This is a genomic window from Anatilimnocola aquadivae (assembly GCF_049819085.1).
Lineage (GTDB): Bacteria > Planctomycetota > Planctomycetia > Pirellulales > Pirellulaceae > Anatilimnocola.
This window is the reverse complement of the sequence record NZ_CP187419.1, coordinates 4,959,429-4,978,792: the sequence shown is the minus strand read 5'-3', so window position 1 is coordinate 4,978,792 and position 19,364 is coordinate 4,959,429. Positions and strand designations below refer to the sequence as shown.

Below are 19,364 nucleotides of genomic sequence, written 5' to 3'. Positions count from 1 at the left end.
CGCCCAATTGGCGGTTTTGGGCCATGCGGCACGTCTGCCCGGTTGAATGCTACCCATGAACTAAGTTTTAGGAGTGTTTGGGGCCAGCATTCACTTTCCTTATCATCGCCAACCATGTCTCTGCGCAGGCAAATCACGATTCTGCTGATCGCTACGACGCTGGCTTTCATTGCCGGAACGTACGCGATTCAGCAGCTTGTGGTGATGCCCACATTTGCGGAATTGGAGCGGCAAGCTGCTCAGCGTGATGTCGAGCGCTGTGTTGAAGCGATCAATCGAGATATCGAGAGTATCTCGAATGTTGCCAACGATTGGGGAACGTGGGATGACAGCTATCAATACGTCCAGGATCGGAATCTCTCTTTCGCCAGGAGCAACCTGATCCCCGAGTCGTTTGGCAACACGCGACTCAACGTCATCTGCTTCCTCGATACCAATCGCGAGTTAATTTGGGGAGAGATGCGCGACATCGATACACTGGAGCCAATTGAGGCACCAAAGTTGATGGCGATGCTTCAGGAAGAGTCGAGTCCCATCACTACGCACATCGACGTCAACGATGCGAAACAAGGAATCATATTGACCGCACATGGTCCCCTGTTGATCGCCTCGCGCCCGGTGACGGATACAACTCGCACCGCGCGGCCACGGGGCACCATTGTGATGGGGCGACTGCTGAGCAAAGAGGAATTGAACAATCTAGCGGTAAGAATGCATGTATCGCTCGAGATGCTCACGGTTGGCGAGAAAGACAATTCGAGCGAGGCAAATCGAATTGCCGCGGCCTGTTCGCAGATCCGTGAGCCGTTGATCGACATATACGATGCAAACGAGTTGCACGCCTTCTCGCTGATGCGAGACTTGCGCGGAAATCCTGCAATCGTGCTGCGAGTTGCCGTACCTCGGGAGATCACAGCTAGGGGACAGCTTTCGACGTATTTGTCACTCGGTTGCAACTTGGCTGGAGGACTGCTGACGTTAATTAGTGTGTGGATTGTCTTGCAATGGCGGATCGTGACACCCTTGCAGCGAATGGCAACTCACTCGATGCGACTCGCCGCCAGCGGTGATCTCACTGCGAGACTACATTTTGATCGCTCCGACGAAATCGGCACGCTGGCGCATGAGTTCGACACAATGGTCGAACATCTAGCTCGATCGCAGGAGAAAGCCTTGGAGAACGCGAGCCTGGCTGCCCATGCGCGCCACGCCGCCGAGGCAGCCAACGTCAGCAAATCGGAGTTCCTGGCCAACATGAGCCACGAAATTCGCACGCCCATGACAGCCATTCTCGGTTTCGCCGATCTGCTGCTGGAGGATAATGAGATTTCCAAGGTGCCCGAGCGACGCATCGCGGCAGCACGTACCATTCAGCGTAATGGCGATCACCTCCTGGGAATCCTTAACGACATTCTGGACCTCTCGAAAGTCGAGGCTGGCAAGCTGACTGTCGACCGAATCGCATACTCGCCGCAAGCGATCGTGGAAGAGGTTCTGTCACTGATGAGAGTTCGCGCCGATGGCAAGGGAATCGTCTTGCAGGTGACTTACGAAACAGCGATACCGGCAACCATCAACACCGATCCAACTCGACTACGCCAGATCCTGGTGAATCTCGTAGGGAATGCCATCAAGTTCACCGAAGTCGGACGAGTTGATCTCTCCATTCGGCTTGTTCCGGGAGAGTCGACGCTCGAGTTCAACGTGACCGATACGGGCGTGGGAATGACACCCGCACAGCGAGAGGTGCTATTTCAGCCGTTCAGTCAGGGGGACAATTCTACGAGTCGCAAGTTCGGCGGAACGGGACTCGGGCTGACGATCAGCAAGCGCCTGGCTGAATTGCTGAATGGCGATGTCACTATCGTTGAGTCGACCCCAGGTGTGGGCACCTGCTTGCGTTTAACCATCGCTACCGGTTCGCTGAGCGGTGTCGAGATGATCGCGCCAGATCAACTCAAACAACCTGATGAAGCCTACCGAGAAAGTCACAAGCGGAGCGCTTCGGAAGCTTCGCTGACGGGCTGTCGCATATTGCTAGCCGAAGATGGCCCGGACAATCAGCGACTCATTTCCTACGTTCTCAAGAAGGCCGGTGCCAACGTAACCCTGGTAGAAAACGGTCAGCTGGCCGTCTCTGCGGCGCTGCAAGCAGTCGACGATCAACATCCCTTCCACGTCATCTTGATGGACATTCAAATGCCTGTGCTCGATGGCTATGGAGCGGTGGCGCTGCTGCGGGCCAAGGGCTACCGACGTCCAATCGTCGCCCTCACGGCTCACGCGATGAGCGGTGACCGCGATAAATGCCTGCGCTTCGGTTGCGACGACTATGCCACCAAGCCCATTGACCGGAACAAGCTGGTTGCGCAGATTGCGGCCCTTTTTCAGGCAGAGCAGCGGGCGACGGAATTGGCTGCGACTGTCTAGCAAAGTGCGGCCAACCGCTGCGGGGCAGCGGCAGTCGGTAATTTTCGACGTAAACACTTTTGCCGCTGTTTTGCACCTTCACCACCCGTCGCTCACCGGCTAGAATTGCGAGACAAACGCATTTCGGCAGATTTTAAGATTTCTCATCCCGGTGGGCTGCGAATTCTTCGCCCTTCAAGCGTTGGGAGCCTGGCTGGTGGCTCAAACGGATCTTGAAGGTTTCTCGCCCGCAAGCGGTTAACAACACCTGCTTGCAATGTCGTGCGACCCCGGTTGTTCATCCCCTAGTGACGTTCTTGTGGCCCCATCGTTGGCTGGCGACAGAGCGTGATTGGCATCGCCGTTCATCGGCAAAGGCATTTCGTTTTCCATGTCCGAGTTTGTTCAAGAAGAAGCATCTGCAGTCGAGATCCTCCCTGAAACCTCCCCGGCAGAAATTGCCGCTGTTGAGTTGCCCGACAACGAGCAAGCAGACGACGCGCTCCCCGAAAACGCGTTTCGCGAACTCGGTCTAAACGATGCGCTCGTCCGCGCTCTCACTGGCTCGGGATATACCACGCCTACGCCCATTCAGGCGCAGACGATTCCGCTGATTCTCGAAGGACGCGATGTCCTGGGCCAGGCTCAAACGGGCACCGGCAAGACAGCAGCCTTCGCGCTGCCGCTGTTGCAACGAATCAATCTTGCCGAACGTCGCCCGCAGATTTTGGTGCTCACGCCCACGCGCGAGCTTGCCATTCAAGTGGCCGAGGCTTTCGAAAAATATGCGGGCGAGCTGCGCGGCCTGCGCGTGGTGCCGATCTACGGCGGACAAGACTACGTCGTCCAGCTTCGCGCGCTCGAGCGTGGTGTGCAGGTGATTGTCGGCACGCCCGGTCGCGTGATGGATCACATGCGTCGTGGCTCGCTCAACGTCGATGGTCTCAAGACGCTCGTTCTCGACGAAGCCGACGAGATGCTGCGGATGGGATTCGCCGAGGACGTCGATTGGGTACTTACTCAGTTGCCAGCAGAACGGCAGATTGCATTGTTCTCGGCCACGATGCCCGATGCCATTCGCCGCATTGCGCAGCGTCACTTGCGTAACCCGGCCCAGATCACGATTCGCCAGCAAACGGCCACTGCGGACACTATTCGTCAGCGATTCATCGTCGCTTCGCCCCATAACAAAGAGGCCGCGCTCGCTCGCATTCTCGAAGCGGAGCCGATCGACGGCGTGATCATCTTCGTCAAGATGCGCAGCACGACCGAACCGCTCGCTGAGTTCCTCGGCCAGCATGGCCATCGCGCCGCAGCGCTCAATGGTGATGTTGCCCAGAAGCAACGCGAGCGGATCGTCGACAGTTTACGCTCGGGAAAAATCGATATCGTCGTCGCCACCGACGTGGCAGCTCGCGGGCTGGACGTGCAGCGAATCAGCCACGTCATCAACTACGACTTGCCCTTCGATAGCGAAGCCTACGTTCATCGCATCGGCCGCACGGGTCGAGCAGGCCGCAGCGGCGAGGCGATCTTGTTCGTTCATCCTCGCGATCGTCATATGCTCCGAAACTTGGAACGTGCCACGCGGCAAACGATCGAGCCCATGGAACTTCCTTCCAACCGTTCGATCAACAAGCAACGAGTTGCCCGCTTTCACGACAAGATCTCGGCGGCGCTCGCTCATCCCGACATCGAGGCGCTCACCTCCATCGTCGAGCAATATCGCCGCGACAAGGAGCTAACCATCGAGCAAGTGGCTGCAGCGCTCGCGGTGCTTGCCAACGGCGAAAAGTCGCTGCTCATGAAAGACTCGGTGAAGACTGCGGAAACCTTCGATACTCATGGTAGTGGGCGAGACAACCATAGCGGACCTCGCCATGGTCGAGACCGTCACGCAGACCGTGGTCCAGATATGCGTCCTGGCCGGAACTCCGCGCCGCGCGGCTTCGACGAGCCGATGGAAACCTTCCGCGTGGAAGTGGGCCATGTGCATCAAGTCAAGCCCGGCAACCTGGTCGGTGCTATCGCCAACGAAACTGGCATCAACGGCACCAGCATTGGGCGAATCTCCATTTACGACGACTACAGCACCGTCGATCTGCCGCAAGGCATGCCGCCAGACATGTTTCAGGAACTGAAGCTGGTTTGGGTCGCCGGACAACAACTTCAGATCTCGCGCGTGGGTGAAGAACGACGGCAATCCGCGCCTCCGTTGCGGGCTGAAGCCAAACCTTCAAAGCCCAAGAAGCCGAAACGAAACTTCGCCCCCAAGAGGTAGTTGATCGTGAGTCTGTCGGAATCAGGCACAGAGCACAACGACATTGGCGCGAGGCTGGAAAACACCTACTCGCGCTTGCCGCAGGTTCTCTTTGCCCCTGCGCAGCCAGCGAAGGTGCGGTCGCCGCGCTTATCGATCCTGAACGAGCGGTTGGCGGATGAACTGGGCTTCAGTCTGGCTCAACAGTCCCCGGAGCGCCTTGCGTCAATCTTCGCGGGACAAGAATTGCTTCCTGGGTCTCAACCCATCGCGCAGGCCTATGCCGGGCATCAGTTCGGCGGCTTTACCATGCTCGGTGATGGTCGGGCCATTTTGCTGGGCGAGCTTCGCCTGTCTTCCGGCAAACTGGTCGACATTCAGTTGAAGGGAGCGGGGCAGACTCAATATTCACGTCGGGGAGATGGCCGCGCTGCGTTGGGTCCCATGCTGCGTGAATATGTCATCAGCGAGGCCCTATGTGCGCTCGGCATTCCGACGACACGCAGCCTGGCCGTCGTCACTACCGGGGAACCTGTTTATCGAACGCCCATTCAAAAAGGTGCGGTGCTGACGCGCGTGGCCGCCAGCCACATTCGCGTGGGAACCTTTCAATACCTGGCAGCCATTCGAGATAATGCGAGCCTGCAGTTGCTGGCCGATTACACCATTGCGCGTCACTATCCGACGCTCATGGACGCTCCCAATAAGTACCAGCAGTTCTTGCGAGCGGTGATCGACCGCCAAGCCGCGTTGATCGCTCAGTGGCAGTGCGTCGGCTTCATTCATGGCGTGATGAATACCGACAACATGGCGATCTCGGGCGAGACGATTGACTATGGCCCATGCGCCTTCATGAACAACTATCACCAGGACACGGTCTTCAGTTCGATCGATCATGGCGGCCGGTACGCGTATGGAAACCAGCCTACGATTGCTCAGTGGAACCTGGCTCGCTTCGCGGAGACACTGTTGCCGCTGTTGCATCCCGAGCAACAGCAGGCGATCGACATCGCCATGGCTGCGCTCACCGAGTACACAAGTATCTTCGAAGGCTACTGGTTGGGTGGCTTGCGAAAAAAACTGGGACTGCAGACGAGCGAAACCGGTGATGCCGATTTGATTCGCTCGTTGCTCGCCTGGATGCAGAGCTCCGCAGCCGATTTTACGAATACGTTTCGCAGCCTCGCTTCTTCGGAACTGCCTGTCGCCGAAAATTACCAAGCACCCGAGTTTCGCGCCTGGCACGCAACCTGGCAGGAACGACTCAGGCGCGAAGGTCGGCCGCTGGAATCAATCTACTCCGAAATGCAATCTATCAATCCCGCCGTCATCCCGCGCAACCACCGTGTGGAAGAAGCTCTCTCCGCGGCTGAAGAGAACGATGATCTCTCCGTGCTGCACCGCTTACTGGCGGCGCTGTCATCGCCCTATCGACCGACCGCCGCTACTGCACCCTATCAAGAGCCGCCCCGGGATGAATGCGGGTACCGAACCTTCTGCGGTACTTAGCTCTAGCGAATGCTACCCGGCATCGCTTGATTCCGAGGCCCAAAGGGTGACGGCGCGGTCTTGACCCAGTCGGCCTGCGTCTGCCATTGCTTCGCTGCGAAGAAGCTCACTTGCTTGGTGCGGCGGTCGACTACACAGGGAATGCTCTCCTTTGCTTCTCCGGTGGTAATCGCGACCGTGGCGAGCAGGATCTGTCCGCCTTCGTCCGTCGCCTTCACGAGCTCAATATCCGACTTGATGCTCGGAATCGGGCGCGGAGCAATCCGAGAGTACAGGTTGCGCGGCGTAGCTTGGGCTTGTCGCCACGGAGCCGTGTATTCATCTGCGATCGCAGTCAGCAACTGTTCTGCCTCCGCAGACGACATTAGCTCCGAGGGAGTTGCGGCGCTGGCACTCAGCAATTCTGTCTTGGAAGTGACCACCGACTGGCCAGTTTTCGAGATCGTCTCGCGACCCGTGGCACCGCGAAAGGTTGTCGCTAGCGCGACAAATGCAAAAGCACAGCACACAGCGGGAATCCAGAGTGTTCGGTTCATGAGAGAACTCCTGTCGAAGGGGATGGGGCAAGCGCAGCGACTTGCGTGCTGCGCCCAATTCGAAACAAACACGACTCGGCAAGCCACACGCTCGCGGCCATACTCAGCCAAAGCGATAGGACGTAATTCGTGGTGTCGTCTAAGCCGCCCGCGTATAGCGCAATCTGAATGATGCGAAATGCGGGGGCCGAGAGAGCCCAGGCAAAAGACCGGACCATCGCGCGAATGTGTGTGGGCAGGTCGTGACGACGAATGGCCTGATAGCCTGCCCAAGTGGTCTGCCACCACATCAGGCCGGCCACGACAAAGCCAGCGGTACCGAGGAGACCGCCCTTGGCCGTGAAGGCCAGCACCAGTCCGGTGGGCGCAGCCATCCACAGAACCGCGTTGAAGTACAGGTATCCGAGCCAGCGATGCCAGGCGGGATACTTGCGTGTCCAAGCTGGGAACATCAGCGGCAAGCCCGCCGCGAGCGAGATCGAGGCACCGACGATATGAAAGTAGAACGTCGCCAGCCACCAAGGATTGCGAGCGAGTGCCCCTTTCTCCAAGTGGAAGCGAGACTCTTCACCCGTGAAGTAAATCACATTGCTGACGACGATCAGCCAGCAAGCAATCGCCGTGACGATCGACAGGCTGATGGCAAAGCGTTGTTTCGCAAAGTAAATCATGGCTGGCCTCCTGTACGCATCGTACTGAAGGAGGAGCCATTTTGAGGTCACAAGTAGGTAACAACCGAGCAACCGTTGCTGCAGCCAGTTGTTGCCGCCACGAGCCCATTCCCACTCACTGTAATTGTCCAACAACCAAAGAGGTTTCTGGACAGGCACTCACTCTTGGTTTTCGCTGCAAGCTGCTATGGCCACTACACTTGCATCGGGTTTGACAAATTTCGCAATCATCGTCTTTGTCCAACAAGGGGCCTGGTTTTTGGACAGGTGCTGATTCTTGCCGTAGCAGCCACGTCGCCTAGAACGACACAGCCCAGCCGCCGATCGCGGCCCGCGCATTGATCCACCACACTGTAAGAGAACGTGGTGTTATTGTTGCCATTGGTCGATCCGTTGTCAATACATTTGGGAGTAACTTTGGTTGAGTTACTAAATTAAAAAACCTGACAGGCACGCGACTAATACGGCTTCATGATTTCGCCATCGGCACGATTGCCGAGTTGACGAAGGATCTGCGGATCGGTTCGTTGCGAGAGGAAGCGGCTGCTGCCATCGGCGAGGCCGACATTCACACCGCCGGGATGATAGCTGCCAAAACCGCCGACGTAGAGCGACCCCACTTTTGATTCCGCTGCCGCGTTGTTGGCAGCAGGTGGGGTGGCCAGATTGGGACCGCCCGCTTCGAGCAGGCTGGTATTGCGAAGCGTGGCCCGAGTTCCGGACACCCAGCCCAGGCTATCTTTGCCGTTGAGCGCTTCGCCGATGAGCAGCGTGGAGGTGCTGCCGTCAAAGATCTGCGCATAGCGAATGTGGCTATTCAAAAAGAGGAGACCGCGATTGTCCTTGTCGATGGGGGACTCGGAGTCGTGATGGCAGCCAGCGTAGTCGCTGCGAGCAGCGCTCTTGGACTCGCGGTCGTCGTAGGGATTCGAAGCACACAGCAGCGTCCGAATCTGCGCCGCTCGCACCAGCCCATTTACGTCGGCGTAAGCTCCTTCGTCTTCTTTGAAATGCTTGGCGAGGGCGTTTTGCTCCAAGTAGGGAAGGATCTTTACGATCCAGCTGACGTGCGTCTCTTTCGGTTCGTTACGAATCGGACCATCGGCATTCGTGACACCAGGCGGCAAGGTTTCGAAGTGAAATTCAAAATTATGCAGCGACAGACCGAGTTGCGAAATGTTGTTGAGGCACGAAGTGCGGCGGGCAGCCTCGCGAGCGGCCTGCACGGCGGGCAACAGCAGAGCAATGAGCACCCCGATGATCGCAATCACGACAAGGAGTTCGATGAGCGTAAAACCGCGAGTACGGAAGCGATGGACTAGCGTGGAACGAAACATGGCTTACTCCTGGGCTGGACGGGGATTGGCTTGAAGTTGAAGTTGGCGCGAGCGACGAATCGAGGGAACTGTGCCGAGTGGATATTCGGCGGTGATGTTCAAGTGCGAAATTTGCGATCCACTTGGCCGAGAGACTTCTATGGTGATGCGACCACTCGCCTGGCCGATGATTTCCTCAGGGGCGACCTCGTGAACGTCGCCCTTGTAAGCGGCATCGGCGGCCAATTGTCGCAGTCCGCGATCGACGCCCGCTTGCAGCAGCAATTCACACTGCCGGTGATCTCGCTCGGTGTGCAATTGCCGGCCATTGCGAACCGCCGCCAGCAGCATGTGCCCCAGCAGAGACATCACCACCAGCAGGCAGACGAGCGAGACAATCAGAATGCTGCCGCGCCTTGGTTGTGAGCGGCTTGATTTCGAGCGTTTCCTATTCATGGGGCACCTCCTTCACCAGCGTGAGGCCCACAGGCAAATGGTCGCGGCCGGGAGTTGCTGCGACGAGAAACGCAATCGGCGAACCGGCGACGGGAATGTCTTTCGTGGTGATCGCCAGGGCGACGAGACCAGCCTGATCTCGTGAAACGGTCGCTTGAATGGACTGTGAAAACGCAAATCGCTCGCGGGAGGTCAGTTCACCCTTGGTCAGCAGAACTCGTTCAAGGGCTGCTTCTTCAGACCGATACTCAACTATTTGATTAGGTTTCAGCTGCAATCGGATCAAAAGTGTCTCGTGTGCATTCGGTTCACTCTCAGCAGGCTGAGCACGGTGGACGTCACTGCGAAACGTCGTTTCGAGTCGCCAAAGAGTGCGCTGAATGTCGGTGGCCGCGATCGCCCGCTTCTGCACGTGTAGCATGCGATGCAACAGCGTGATGCTGAGCGTCAGCAGCACGGCACACGCCGACATGGTGACGAGAAGCTCGACCAGAGTAACGCCGGTACGATTGGTTGAATTCAAACGCTTCATCGGCTGTCCTCCGCTCCGTTTAACCAGGCAGTCAAGCGAACGGGAGCTTCGCGCCGATTGGGTTCGTCCCAAGTGATCTGCAGGGTGACTCGCTGACCGAGATCCGATGCTTTCACCTCACCGGCGACTTTTGCGCCAGATAGTTTCTCGGTAGCCAGCGGCGAAGGCTCTAGCTGTTCGATGGCTGTCGGTAACTCGGCCGGTGGTAGCAAACTCAGACGCTCGATTTGGTTCGATAGTTCGCTCAGGGCGAGTCGATACTCGCGCTGCGCGATGAGGAGTCGGTTGTGAGCGACAATCAGCGGCGTGGCCAGCGTCAGGATGGCGCTGGTCAGCAGAAAGGCGACGACCACTTCCAGCGAACTGGTTGCCCGCCGACTTGGGCGAGCGGATGGAACAGCAGGGTTCACAGCAGGCCCTCCATGAGTTGGATCAGGGGCAAAAAGACCGAGCAGGCTTGGTAGATGACGATTGCCGCGAGCAAAATCACCAGGGCGGGGCTGATGAACTCGCTGAGTCGTTCGAACCGCCGCCAGATGCGCAGACGGCGAACAGTCACCAGTTGCTGCATGGCCCAACTCGGGGATCCTTGCTCGCCTGCCACTTGCAGCGCTTTGGCTTCAGGCTGCGAGATGAGGCCCGCGGCAGCCATGCTTTGCCAGATCGGCATTTCCTGTTCGATGTTGTTGCGGGCCACCAGCAACTCGTGGCGAATGGTCGGGTCGAAGTGATAGCGAGCCAGCGTGGAGAGGGCACCGGGAATTGGCCGGCCTTCCGCCACCGCGACACTCATTTGTTGCAACACATCGGCCGATCGCAGGTCGTGTACCGACCGAAACAAACGCCCCGCGATCCAGCGCCGTGTTCGCCGGCCAAACTGAGTGCCGAAGAGCCAGATCGACATGACGAGTGCCAGCAGAGCGCCCACGAACAGAAACGGAAACAGCTGCAGAAACATCTGACTGGACCACTGCAGCTGCGGCGGTTGCGCCGCACCGAACTCGGCAAAGATTTGTTGCAGCTTGGGAAGGATCATCAAATGCGAGAAGTGAAGCAGGATGATCGCTAATGGAAACGCGACGGCAAAATAGATGAGCGAGCGTTGAAAACGGAGCTTCGAGGCCGCCATTTGCGTCGGTAGCTCTTCGAGGGCCGAACGAATCGCCTTGGTGCGCGTGCCCGACTGAGCATCGAAGCGAAGTGCCAACAGATGCTCGTCGCTCAGCACACCGGGAATGGCTTCGACGGCATCGGCCGTGCTGCGACCTTCAGCAATGAGCGCCGCCAGACGGCGAATTCGCAGAAGCTGCACACCCTTCTCGTCGAGAGCCCATTGCTCGAGGAGTGGTGCTAAGGGCAAGTTCTCTTCCGTGGCCACCGCAATCATCCGCAGCAGAGATTGTTGCTGCACACGCGTTGTGTACCACGGCCAGCTTAGTGTGCCGGAGTAGCGAAGGCGGCGAAGGGTGGGAAACCAAGTTGTCATGGACGTTCCTCTGGCGACAAAGCGATTACGAGAGTCCGCTGACCAGGTTAATTAGGGGCATGAACAACGCGAGGACTGTGACGCCCACCATCAGACCAATCGCAAAAATCGCAAGTGGCTCGACGATCCCTTGTGTCCACGAAAGGCGGTGCCGCGTCCGCTCCGAATGATTTAGGCTCACTTCGCGCAGCAACCTCACCCGCGCCGCATTGGGCATCGGTGTGGCCAGTGCATGGCGAACGGTTCGTGTGAGCAGGCGACTATTTTTGGCGACGGCCTGCTCGCTGCGGCCGGCCAGCGATTGAGAAAATCGCAGCGCAGCGCGAGCGGTCGACTTGCTGCCCGTGGCGAGACTTGCCAGACGAAGGGCGGGCGCGGGGGCTAGTTCTGCCTCGAGTAGGTCGGCTGTGAACTGGGCCAACCTGGCAACTCGATTGGAACGCCCGCCAAAACGGGAGGCTGTATCTTCGAGCCATTCGCGGCTGCGAGTTGGCAAAAGACGCATGCTGAAAACGAGCAGGGCAATCGCTGCAGCCATGGAGAGTATCGCCACGAGCAACCGCCCGCTCGTGATCCATTCGGCGAGCGACAAGACAAACGCGGTGAGCCAGCCCACGCGGATGCCGAAGCCGCTAAAGACGTCGCGATACGTGGGAATGACCAAAAAACTAATGAACACCAGCAGCGCCGTCGAGAGCAGAAAGATCACTGCTGGATACGAGAACATCTGCAGCCACTGCCGCCGTAGCTCGTCGGCCCGCTGCGATTCGCGAAGGAACTCTCGCAGGATCTTGCCTGGGTTGCGTGTGGTCGCTGCCGAACCCAACAGCGAGATCCAGTAACCGGGCAACGAGCGGAGCGTCTTCTCGGCCTGCTCGAGATTGCCGGCACTAATGGTTTCAATCACTTTGCTCAATTGTCGACGCCGCGAAGCAGGCAACTCTTCCGCGAATGCACGTAGCGGCGGCAACAGCTCTCGACTCTGCTCTAGCAAGCGGGCCAGCTGCGAACGCAGCAAAGCCTGATCGTCGAGAGTTGCTTCGAGCGCGAAATCGCGTTCGTAGCCGATCGTCGCGGAAGCAGGCGCGCTGATGGCGACTTCGTCGGCGATCGACAACACTGTCAGTCCTTGGGCTTCGAGCTGCACGATGGCCTGCGCGAGACTAGCAGCGGCGATTTCGCCACTCACGCGTTGCTGGTCGGCATTCAGGGCCTGATAGCGATAGTTGGGCATGGTTCGTATTGCGAGGTGCTTTGCTAGATGCGATGGGGAGCGGCCACGGTTTGCAGCAATTGAGCCAGCGGAACGAAGAGAGCGAGACCATACAGCAACGTCACACCGCCGCCGAGAAGCAGGCTGGCAATAATCGGCGCGAGCGAGCGCAGTCGCTCGCTGCGCCGCTCCGCGGATTCGTAATACAGGCCGGCGGCCAGTTGCAGGGCATCGACGCGCGGCATCGTAGGCTCGCTTTGAACCAGAGCCCAGCGGAGAAACGGAGGTAGTGAATTGGTGAGATGCAGAGAACTTGCTGGAACCTCGCCAGCGTGCAGCTCACTGGCCAACTGCTTCAAATCGCTGGCCGCCGCGCGATCGGCGAGGCTGTCGGCGGCGAGCGGCAGCGCTGCATTGAGCGGCATTCCCGCCTTTAACAGACTGGCTGTCGATTCGGCAAAGGAGCTCCAGGCTTGCTCACGTAGAATTCGAGTCATACCTGGCACCCAAGTCCAACGCGCGACGCGGGCAGTTCCGGCTCGAGAGAACCGCGCACGTCGCAGCAGCAGCCAGCTTCCCAGGACCAGCAAAGGAATGGCTACTGCCCAGACCGGTAGTGTGTCGCGAAGCAATCGCAACGCAGACAACCCCGAGCCGCCGGTCAATTGCAGGTCGATATAAAACTGTTCGAGCCGCGGGATGAGAAACAAGCACAGCACGATCAGCCCGGAGTAAGCGAGCGTGCCGAGGATGAGCGGGTAGTACGAAGCGACTTGCAAGGCATCGACCGAACGCTCGACCGCTTGAGCGGTGCGCGTCTGTTCAGCGAAAGCGGCCGCGCGGTTCTCACTGCGAAGGGCAACTTCGATCAGGCTGCGATAGCCGGGAGGAATGTTTGGCTCAGCGCCGAGTGCTTGTTCTAGCGTCTGACCCTCGGCCATTCGGCGAGCTACACCGGCGTTGGTTTCGGCCAGCGATTGCTGCAGAGCGGACGACGACACATCGAACCCGCCTGCCAGTGGCACATCGGCGGCAGCCAAGGCGGCCAACTGATCGCTCAGTTCGAGGTAGTCGTGCAACGTGGCCGGCTTCATAAGCAGATCGCTGACAACAAGAGAAGGATCGCACCGTTTCCGTACAGTGCTGATGCAATGGCGGCCGCGATTTGCTTAAGAATCTCGATGCTTCTGCTTTAGAGGGCAGAGAGCCTCAGCATGGTGGCCTGGCGGCGGCGCAGTTCGCTTAGCGCGTCGACAGTGTTCCACGTGGGGTCGTCGTTTGGCTTGGAGATGGCTGTGGTAGGTAGGTTGGCATCGAGTTCTCTCGCGGGGAGGTTTACGTTGCCGAGAAGCAGACCCACGAATACTACCGCCAGAGCCAATTGCCAGATTCGTTCCTGAGCGCGCCGTTCTGCTCGATCGGTACGAGCTTCTTCTAGCACGCGCGGACGAAGATCTTCTGTCGGCCGGACGTAGCTTCCCGCAGAAGCAATGAGTGATTCGACGCTGCTGAAATCGTCGCTGAAGCAGTCGTCGAAGTTATCGTTGTCCGGAAGAGAATTACTCATGACGCACCCGGGTTGGTTGTTTCGTCAGTCGGCTGGTCAGTTTGGTCATGCCATACTGATAGCGACTGGCGATCGTGTTGGGAGACAACTCCAGGATCGCGCCAATTTCTGCGAACGTCATTCCTTCCCAGATTTTGAGGACCACCACTTCGGCCTGCTCGGCCGGCAAGGTGCGCAGGGCCGACCAGACGGCCCGCTGTGACTCTTCCCGCTCGGCTTCATCAACGGGGCAATGCGTTGCCAGATCGGCCAGATTGCTGCCCGTCGAAACTCGCTTCTGCCGACGCATGATCACGAGCGTTTCGTTACGCACCATCTGCAGCAGGTACGCCCACGGGCAATTTGTCTCAGCAATTCGCTGGGGATTTGTTGCCAGCCGGGTGAGAACAGCCTGCACGGCGTCTTCGGCATCGGGTTGATGCCGGGCGATGGTCGTGGCGAAGCGCACGAGTCTTTGGGCAGTCAAATCGAAGAGCAACCCAAGCGCAGCAACACCCTCGACCGCTAACCGGTCGGTACATTCCCGCACGCTCTGGGCAAACTCGTTAGACGCGCTCATGCGACCACATGATGCGCCTGCCAGAACCGTTTGTCTAAGATTTTTCAGAAAATCGAAGATGGGCGAGCTTACGGAGCATCTGCAGGGACGGCGGGCACCGCCGGTGGGACGGCATCGGGTCCTGTTCCGGCGGGCCAAAGCGATTCGCCCAGCGTGAGCACGTAGATGGCCATCGCCAGCAACATCGCGGCTACCATCCACACGCGCCAGTCGCGGTGAGGCTTCCAGCCTGGAGAATGCGGGTGCTTGTGGTGGGAGTCGCCATGTTCGTGCGATTTCTTACTCATGATGTCTTTCAAAGCAGACCGCTGAGAATGTCAGCGGCGGGAGGCTATTGCAAACCGGAAGGTTCAAACCTGAAGGCTGCGGCAACTTACTCTTCCAGCCATTTCCAGGCGGCATCGATCTCGGCAGCATCAAAGTACTTGATCTGGGCCATGGTGAAAGGCTTGCAAACCTTGGCCATCCAAGCTTCCCACGACTTCTCACCGACCAGGGCAATCCGCTCGATCTTCGTGCAGTGGGTGGTCGAGAACTTGATGTCGTCCCACAGGGCGTGGGTATCCCAACCGGCAAAGTCGTGAAACCAGGCGAGGAGCCGGATTTTGTCTTGGCCGGCAATCGCGGCATCGATTTTGGGCACAAATGTCTGATAGTCCGCGTCGTGCAATTTGCCGGACATCTTGAAGCCCAGCACTTTGCCAGAGCTTCGTTCCAGTGGTTCAATCATGGCGCTACTCCGTGCCAGCAGGAAACAAATCGGAAATTGCCGTGGCCGCCCAAACGGCAAGTCACATCGCTAGGTGCGAGTGTACTGCAAGCAACGAAGCAGTAGAACGTGGCCGGTAAAGAAACTGTCCCTTACCCACGTCGCCAGAGAAGTACGGCCCCCGTAACGATGGCGAGAATCGCGAGGACGTCGTTGCTGTTCGTAAACCGCACCGCCAGGAAGGGGGCAGTGAGGATACCAAACAAGATCAGCCAAACGGCCAAGAGAATCATACCAATGCTACCGGGAATCTTCATCGGAACTCCTTAGAACACCTGCGGGGACAAATCAGCGCCCTGCATCGTAGCAGTGAAACGCCCGGGGCCACGCGATTTTGCCGCACGGCAGAACAAACAATCCTGGAAAAGAGACTGCTGGCACTGCTATAACAGGCTGCCGGATTCGATAGCCCGTTCTCCCCCAGAGTCATCGAACCATGCCTTTGAATCGACCTCTCGCCGTCTGTCTTGGACTCGTATTGGCCACAGCCATGGCGCTGCCCGCGGGCGTCGCTTGCGGTCAGTCCGAGCCCGAGCGAACCAATGTGATTCTGATTGTCGCCGATGATCTGCGGCCGGAACTGGGCTGTTATGGCTCAGTGGCTCAGACACCGCACATCGATGCTCTTGCGCGGCGCGGCGTGCTGTTTGAACGAGCCTATTGTCAGCAGGCGCTGTGCAATCCGTCGCGGTCTTCGTTCCTCACGGGCTTGCGTCCCGACTCGCTGGGTCTGTGGTGCAATGGTACTCACTTTCGTGATCTCAAGCCGAACGTCCTCACGTTGCCCGAGGTCTTTAAAAAGAATGGCTACGTCACGCGCGATGTGGGGAAGATCTTTCACAACTGGCACACGGAAGTAAAAGGGGATCCGCAATCGTGGAGTGGTCCGGAGTTTCTGCACTACGCGAATCACGGCAACGACGTCCCCACATTGCCGGGCGTCAAAGTCGCCGACCTGAAGAATCATGCGACCGCGCCAAAAGCGTTCAGCTACGACGTGCCGGACGAAGCCTACTTCGATGGTCGCGTGGCCGCCGAAGCAATCCGCGTGCTCAAGGAAATCAAGGATCAGCCGTTCTTTCTGGCCGTTGGTTTTTGGAAGCCTCATGCGCCCTTCAATGCACCGAAGAAATACTGGGACCGTTACCAACGCGACCAGTTGCCCAAGCTCGATCCGCGGCGACCCAAGAACGGCGTCGATCTGGCTCAGCACGAAGCGCAGGAGTTGCTCGGCCCGCCAGACAAACGAGTGCAGCTAAGCGAAGCTGATGTCGCCGAATGGCGGCATGGATACTTTGCCAATACGAGTTACCTGGATGACCAGGTCGGCAAGTTCCTGGCGGCTGTCGACGAACTGAAACTAGGAAAATCAACGCTCATCGTCTTCGTCGGCGACCATGGCTATCACCTGGGCGAACACGAGTTGTGGGCCAAGACCTCGTGCTACGAACTCGACGCGCACGTCCCGTTCATCCTGGTCCCTCCGGGTAAGAAGGCGATGAATCGCAAGGTGCCTAACCCGGTAGAACTGGTCGATCTGTTTCCCACGATCATCGCCAGCTGCGGTCTCGAAACCGAGCAAAAGCTCGATGGCAAAGACCTTGGCCCCGGTTTGCGGAGTTCGAAAAAGCTCGGCGAGTCGGTCGCGTTCACGCAGCATCCCCGACCGGCTTACTACGACCGCACGCCCAGCAAAACGCCGACCGCCATGGGCTACAGCGTGAAGACGATGGCCGCTCGTTATACCGAGTGGCGCGATTGGTCGACGGGCAAAGTGCTCGCCGCCGAATTGTACGAACACGCCAGCGATCCGCTCGAACTCGAAAACACCGTCGCAACTCCCGCCGATGAAGCCGTCTTGTATTCGGCTCGCACTGCGTTACACAAGCAGTTTCCGCCGGATGTGTCGCCGGCCAAAATCGCCAAATAATCTCGCCTTGTTCCCTCCCGCTGAAAGTTCGTTCGCATGAGACTCGCCCGTCATTCCCTCTGGCTGCTCTTGGCAGCAGTGCTCGCCACGCTCACACCAAATGCAAGTCACGCCCAAGAGCCGCCCAAGGGAGAAGTGCTGAAGTTCACGTTTGCCGACAGCAAAATCTTTCCCGGCACCACGCGAGACTACTGGATCTACATTCCGCAGCAATACACGGCCGAGAAGCCCGCCTGCGTCTATGTGAATCAAGACGGCGTGCAGTGGAACGCGCCGCAGGTCTTCGACAAGCTGATCGCTGCCAAAGAGATGCCGGTCACAATTGGCGTGTTCATCCAGCCGGGCCGAGTGAAGGCCTTGAATGGCGAAGCGCTCGATCGCTTCAATCGCAGCTTTGAATACGACGGCCTCGGCGATGGCTACGCTCGGTTTTTGTTGGAAGAACTGCTACCCGACGTCGAGAAGCAGACCGCCACCGATGGCCGCGCTATCAAGCTCTCGAAGAACGGCAACGACCGCGCAATCGGCGGCTCCAGCAGCGGAGCCATCTGCGCGTTCACCGCTGCCTGGGAACGACCCGATGCCTTCAGCCGCGTGTTTAGCGGCATTGGCACTTACGTCGGTCTGCGCGGCGGCAACGAGTACAGCACACTGGTGCGCAAAGTCGAACCCAAGCCGCTGCGGATCTTTCTGCAGGATGGTAGCGCAGACCTGAACATCTACGGCGGCGACTGGTGGATGGCCAATCAGGCTCTGGAACGTTCGCTCGTGTTTGCCGGTTACGAAGTCGATCACGTCTGGGGCGATGGCGGTCACAACGGCAAGCACGGGACCGAAGTGTTTCCCGATGCCATGCGCTGGCTTTGGAAGAACTACCCCGAACCAATCAAGGCGGGCCTCGGCTCGCCCCAGCTGAAAGAGATCCTGATCCCCGGCGAAGATTGGCAACTCGTCGGCGACGGCTACAAGTTCACCGAAGGTCCCGCGGCCAATACCAAGGGCGAGATCTTCTTCAACGACATTCCCAATGAGAAGACCTATCGCATTGGCATCCGTGGCAAGATTGAAACCTTCATCGAGGGCTCGAGTCGCTCCAATGGACAAGCGATCGGCCCCGATGGTTCGCTGTATGCGGTGCTGATGGGCAAAGAGCAAGTGGTGAAGTACGGCGCTGAAGGCAAGGCCGAAGTAGTCGCCGAGGGCTTTCGTGGCAACGACATCGTGGCCCTCCACAATGGCAGCCTGTACGTCACGCAGCCTGGTTGGGACGGCAAAGCTCCAAGCCAAATCTGGTACATCAGCCCTCAGGGTGAGAAGAAGGTCGTCGACAGCGGGCTGATCTTCTCCAACGGCATTACCGTGTCCCCCGATCAATCGCTGCTGTACGTTGCCGACAGTCGCACGCACTGGGTCTACAGCTACCAGATTCAGGCCAACGGCGATCTTGCCCACAAGCAGAAGTACTATCACTTGCACGTGCCTGATACGGCCGAAGACAGCGGTGCCGACGGCATGCGCTGCGATCGCGACGGCCGGCTGTGGGTCGCCACCAAGATGGGGCTGCAGATTTGCGACCAACCTGGCCGCGTCAACTGCATCGTCCCGACGCCTAACGGCAAGTGCTCGAACCTGTGCTTTGCCGGCGACAAGTTCGACACCGTTTACGCCACCTGTGGCGACCGCGTGTACAAGCGAAAGGTCAAGGTCAGCGGCGCGAACGCCTTTCAGCCGCCCATCAAGCCAGCCACGCCGCGACTGTAGTGGGCCACCAACAGCTTCATCTCGCCACTGCCCCTGCGGCGGTGGTTTATTGGCTTTTGCACTAGCGGCGGCCAGCCTGCATCAAGCCAGCCACGCCCCGATAGTAGTGGGCGAGCCACCAGCAGCTTGATCTCGCCACCGCCCCTGCGGCGGTGGTTTATTGGCTTTTGCACTAGCTGCGGCCAGCCTGCACTTCATGCCGGAACATCGCCGTAGTACCGCTTGTTGCCGGCCACCTTTTCTCATCTCGCCACCGCCCCAAGTCTTCAATCCGATCCGCTCGCGGGGAAAACTTTGTTCACAAACCAGGCCGGTTTGTGAACGCGACCTACCGTATCTCTCGGTTGCGGCGCGCCTGAGTGTTCACAAACCCCCTGGGTTTGTGAACAC

The 19,364-nt window shown here is 58.6% G+C and carries 19 protein-coding genes; 5 read left to right on the top strand and 14 right to left on the bottom strand.

Going from position 1 to position 19,364, the window contains the following annotated elements:
* The first annotated feature begins 114 nt into the window (after positions 1–114).
* The 3 genes from NA78x_RS19685 to NA78x_RS19675 all read left to right on the top strand — a co-directional run bounded on the left by NA78x_RS19685 (position 115) and on the right by NA78x_RS19675 (position 6,178).
* Positions 115–2,430 carry a CHASE4 domain-containing protein gene (locus NA78x_RS19685; RefSeq protein ID WP_425614081.1) on the top strand — a complete coding sequence of 772 codons (2,316 nt, stop codon included), beginning with the start codon at positions 115–117 and terminating at the stop codon, positions 2,428–2,430.
* Positions 2,431–2,800: 370 nt separating this feature from the next.
* A complete protein-coding gene (locus NA78x_RS19680; protein ID WP_425614080.1) occupies positions 2,801–4,690 on the top strand; it encodes a DEAD/DEAH box helicase in 1,890 nt (629 codons plus the stop codon).
* Between the two features lie 6 nt (positions 4,691–4,696).
* Complete coding sequence (locus NA78x_RS19675; RefSeq protein WP_425614079.1) at positions 4,697–6,178, top strand: protein adenylyltransferase SelO; 1,482 nt, start codon at positions 4,697–4,699, stop codon at positions 6,176–6,178.
* Positions 6,179–6,180: 2 nt separating this feature from the next.
* On the opposite strand, the gene NA78x_RS19670 is transcribed toward NA78x_RS19675, so the two are convergent.
* From NA78x_RS19670 to NA78x_RS19605, 14 genes are all read right to left on the bottom strand, one after another.
* Entirely contained in the window at positions 6,181–6,714 is a 534-nt protein-coding gene (locus tag NA78x_RS19670) for a hypothetical protein (protein ID WP_425614078.1), read from the bottom strand.
* Positions 6,711–7,385: a DUF2306 domain-containing protein gene (locus NA78x_RS19665; protein ID WP_425614077.1), complete on the bottom strand. Its 675-nt coding sequence runs from the start codon at positions 7,383–7,385 to the stop codon at positions 6,711–6,713. Before NA78x_RS19665 ends, NA78x_RS19670 begins: the two co-directional genes overlap by 4 nt.
* A gap of 458 nt (positions 7,386–7,843) precedes the next feature.
* Entirely contained in the window at positions 7,844–8,722 is an 879-nt protein-coding gene (locus NA78x_RS19660; RefSeq protein ID WP_425614076.1) for a DUF1559 domain-containing protein, read from the bottom strand.
* 3 nt (positions 8,723–8,725) lie between these two features.
* Positions 8,726–9,157, bottom strand: coding sequence for a hypothetical protein (locus tag NA78x_RS19655; RefSeq protein WP_425614075.1), 432 nt, complete (start codon positions 9,155–9,157; stop codon positions 8,726–8,728).
* The gene (locus NA78x_RS19650) at positions 9,150–9,689 is read right to left on the bottom strand and encodes a PulJ/GspJ family protein (RefSeq protein ID WP_425614074.1); all 540 of its coding nucleotides are present in this window, start codon (positions 9,687–9,689) and stop codon (positions 9,150–9,152) included. The genes NA78x_RS19655 and NA78x_RS19650 overlap by 8 nt, the downstream gene beginning before the upstream one ends.
* Positions 9,686–10,099 (bottom strand): hypothetical protein, encoded by a 414-nt coding sequence (locus tag NA78x_RS19645; RefSeq protein WP_425614073.1) that lies wholly within the window; start codon positions 10,097–10,099, stop codon positions 9,686–9,688. The genes NA78x_RS19650 and NA78x_RS19645 overlap by 4 nt, the downstream gene beginning before the upstream one ends.
* Positions 10,096–11,175 (bottom strand): type II secretion system F family protein, encoded by a 1,080-nt coding sequence (locus NA78x_RS19640; protein WP_425614072.1) that lies wholly within the window; start codon positions 11,173–11,175, stop codon positions 10,096–10,098. The genes NA78x_RS19645 and NA78x_RS19640 overlap by 4 nt, the downstream gene beginning before the upstream one ends.
* 25 nt (positions 11,176–11,200) lie before the next feature.
* On the bottom strand, positions 11,201–12,409 hold the full coding sequence (locus NA78x_RS19635) for a hypothetical protein (RefSeq protein WP_425614071.1): 1,209 nt from the start codon (positions 12,407–12,409) through the stop codon (positions 11,201–11,203).
* A 23-nt stretch (positions 12,410–12,432) separates the two neighbouring features.
* Complete coding sequence (locus NA78x_RS19630; protein WP_425614070.1) at positions 12,433–13,482, bottom strand: type II secretion system F family protein; 1,050 nt, start codon at positions 13,480–13,482, stop codon at positions 12,433–12,435.
* Between the two features lie 98 nt (positions 13,483–13,580).
* Positions 13,581–13,955, bottom strand: coding sequence for a hypothetical protein (locus NA78x_RS19625; protein WP_425614069.1), 375 nt, complete (start codon positions 13,953–13,955; stop codon positions 13,581–13,583).
* Positions 13,948–14,514: an RNA polymerase sigma factor gene (locus tag NA78x_RS19620; RefSeq protein WP_425614068.1), complete on the bottom strand. Its 567-nt coding sequence runs from the start codon at positions 14,512–14,514 to the stop codon at positions 13,948–13,950. Before NA78x_RS19620 ends, NA78x_RS19625 begins: the two co-directional genes overlap by 8 nt.
* A gap of 68 nt (positions 14,515–14,582) precedes the next feature.
* Positions 14,583–14,801 (bottom strand): hypothetical protein, encoded by a 219-nt coding sequence (locus NA78x_RS19615; protein ID WP_425614067.1) that lies wholly within the window; start codon positions 14,799–14,801, stop codon positions 14,583–14,585.
* A gap of 86 nt (positions 14,802–14,887) precedes the next feature.
* Complete coding sequence (locus NA78x_RS19610; protein WP_425614066.1) at positions 14,888–15,244, bottom strand: STAS/SEC14 domain-containing protein; 357 nt, start codon at positions 15,242–15,244, stop codon at positions 14,888–14,890.
* A gap of 131 nt (positions 15,245–15,375) precedes the next feature.
* On the bottom strand, positions 15,376–15,540 hold the full coding sequence (locus NA78x_RS19605) for a hypothetical protein (protein ID WP_425614065.1): 165 nt from the start codon (positions 15,538–15,540) through the stop codon (positions 15,376–15,378).
* Between the two features lie 179 nt (positions 15,541–15,719).
* Here NA78x_RS19605 and NA78x_RS19600 point away from each other — a divergent pair, with 179 nt between their 5' ends.
* Both NA78x_RS19600 and NA78x_RS19595 read left to right on the top strand, forming a co-directional pair.
* On the top strand, positions 15,720–17,213 hold the full coding sequence (locus tag NA78x_RS19600; RefSeq protein WP_425614064.1) for a sulfatase: 1,494 nt from the start codon (positions 15,720–15,722) through the stop codon (positions 17,211–17,213).
* Between the two features lie 36 nt (positions 17,214–17,249).
* Positions 17,250–18,974, top strand: coding sequence for an SMP-30/gluconolactonase/LRE family protein (locus NA78x_RS19595; RefSeq protein ID WP_425614063.1), 1,725 nt, complete (start codon positions 17,250–17,252; stop codon positions 18,972–18,974).
* Positions 18,975–19,364: the final 390 nt, after the last annotated feature.

What these genes read in the sequence shown, in the direction of transcription:
- NA78x_RS19605 (WP_425614065.1), bottom strand. Translation starts at nt 15,540, where the DNA reads ATGAAGATTCCCGGTAGCATTGGTATGATTCTCTTGGCCGTTTGGCTG.
- NA78x_RS19615 (WP_425614067.1), bottom strand. Translation starts at nt 14,801, where the DNA reads ATGAGTAAGAAATCGCACGAACATGGCGACTCCCACCACAAGCACCCG.
- NA78x_RS19660 (WP_425614076.1), bottom strand. Translation starts at nt 8,722, where the DNA reads ATGTTTCGTTCCACGCTAGTCCATCGCTTCCGTACTCGCGGTTTTACG.
- NA78x_RS19655 (WP_425614075.1), bottom strand. Translation starts at nt 9,157, where the DNA reads ATGAATAGGAAACGCTCGAAATCAAGCCGCTCACAACCAAGGCGCGGC.
- NA78x_RS19620 (WP_425614068.1), bottom strand. Translation starts at nt 14,514, where the DNA reads ATGAGCGCGTCTAACGAGTTTGCCCAGAGCGTGCGGGAATGTACCGAC.
- NA78x_RS19670 (WP_425614078.1), bottom strand. Translation starts at nt 6,714, where the DNA reads ATGAACCGAACACTCTGGATTCCCGCTGTGTGCTGTGCTTTTGCATTT.
- NA78x_RS19600 (WP_425614064.1), top strand. Translation starts at nt 15,720, where the DNA reads ATGCCTTTGAATCGACCTCTCGCCGTCTGTCTTGGACTCGTATTGGCC.
- NA78x_RS19650 (WP_425614074.1), bottom strand. Translation starts at nt 9,689, where the DNA reads ATGAAGCGTTTGAATTCAACCAATCGTACCGGCGTTACTCTGGTCGAG.
- NA78x_RS19625 (WP_425614069.1), bottom strand. Translation starts at nt 13,955, where the DNA reads ATGAGTAATTCTCTTCCGGACAACGATAACTTCGACGACTGCTTCAGC.
- NA78x_RS19610 (WP_425614066.1), bottom strand. Translation starts at nt 15,244, where the DNA reads ATGATTGAACCACTGGAACGAAGCTCTGGCAAAGTGCTGGGCTTCAAG.
- NA78x_RS19685 (WP_425614081.1), top strand. Translation starts at nt 115, where the DNA reads ATGTCTCTGCGCAGGCAAATCACGATTCTGCTGATCGCTACGACGCTG.
- NA78x_RS19595 (WP_425614063.1), top strand. Translation starts at nt 17,250, where the DNA reads ATGAGACTCGCCCGTCATTCCCTCTGGCTGCTCTTGGCAGCAGTGCTC.
- NA78x_RS19630 (WP_425614070.1), bottom strand. Translation starts at nt 13,482, where the DNA reads ATGAAGCCGGCCACGTTGCACGACTACCTCGAACTGAGCGATCAGTTG.
- NA78x_RS19680 (WP_425614080.1), top strand. Translation starts at nt 2,801, where the DNA reads ATGTCCGAGTTTGTTCAAGAAGAAGCATCTGCAGTCGAGATCCTCCCT.
- NA78x_RS19635 (WP_425614071.1), bottom strand. Translation starts at nt 12,409, where the DNA reads ATGCCCAACTATCGCTATCAGGCCCTGAATGCCGACCAGCAACGCGTG.
- NA78x_RS19640 (WP_425614072.1), bottom strand. Translation starts at nt 11,175, where the DNA reads ATGACAACTTGGTTTCCCACCCTTCGCCGCCTTCGCTACTCCGGCACA.
- NA78x_RS19665 (WP_425614077.1), bottom strand. Translation starts at nt 7,385, where the DNA reads ATGATTTACTTTGCGAAACAACGCTTTGCCATCAGCCTGTCGATCGTC.